The organism is Vibrio sp. S17_S38 (genome assembly GCF_014694375.1).
In the GTDB taxonomy this organism is placed as follows: domain Bacteria; phylum Pseudomonadota; class Gammaproteobacteria; order Enterobacterales; family Vibrionaceae; genus Vibrio.
The window spans coordinates 1-222 of sequence record NZ_JAAUWW010000059.1 but is presented as its reverse complement, the minus strand read 5'-3'; the positions used below and the strand labels follow the sequence as shown (position 1 = coordinate 222).

At 45.5% G+C, this 222-nt stretch carries 1 pseudogene; it reads left to right on the top strand.

Annotated elements, in window-relative coordinates:
• Nucleotides 1-222, top strand: a pseudogene (locus HC725_RS16630) (Ig-like domain-containing protein); the annotation flags it as partial.

Genomic DNA, 222 nt, shown 5'->3' with positions numbered 1-222 from the left:
TACCGTATCATCAGCGGGTTTATTGTCTGCGGTTGAGGTGGGTAATACGACCCTCACGGCCACCAAAGATGGTGTGACCAGTAATACGGTGAATGTGAATGTGTGTAGTAGTCTTGCTAGCACATGTATTGATATCTTTGATACGGGTAGCGGTAAGTTGTTTACCAATTCACCATCAGTGGCCTACTTAGACAGCATTGGCGGTAGTGCTACAAACGATAT